The 381-nt window shown below is 55.1% G+C and carries 1 protein-coding gene; it reads left to right on the forward strand.

Features of this window, described 5'->3' with window-relative positions:
* A partial coding sequence (locus GVL12_RS26030; protein WP_235033998.1) for a PfkB family carbohydrate kinase occupies positions 1-381 on the forward strand: 381 nt, incomplete at both ends.

The following is a 381-nucleotide window of genomic DNA, read 5'->3' on the forward strand; positions in this document are numbered from 1 at the left end:
GTTCGATATGGTCTGTGTCAGCGGAAGCTTACCGTCAGGCGTCAGCCCGGAAGCGTTCACCGACTGGATGACTCGCCTGCGTAGTCAGTGTCCTTGCATTATCTTTGATAGTAGCCGTGAAGCGTTAGTAGCAGGGTTGAAAGCGGCACCGTGGCTGGTGAAACCTAACCGCCGCGAGCTGGAAATCTGGGCAGGCCGTAAACTGCCTGAAATGAAAGATGTGATTGAAGCTGCGCATGCGCTGCGTGAACAAGGTATTGCGCATGTCGTTATTTCACTGGGTGCCGAAGGCGCGCTTTGGGTTAATGCCTCCGGCGAATGGATCGCCAAACCACCGTCAGTCGATGTCGTAAGCACCGTTGGCGCAGGGGATTCTATGGT

The organism is Pantoea sp. 18069, from assembly GCF_902706035.1.
In the GTDB taxonomy this organism is placed as follows: domain Bacteria; phylum Pseudomonadota; class Gammaproteobacteria; order Burkholderiales; family Burkholderiaceae_C; genus Comamonas.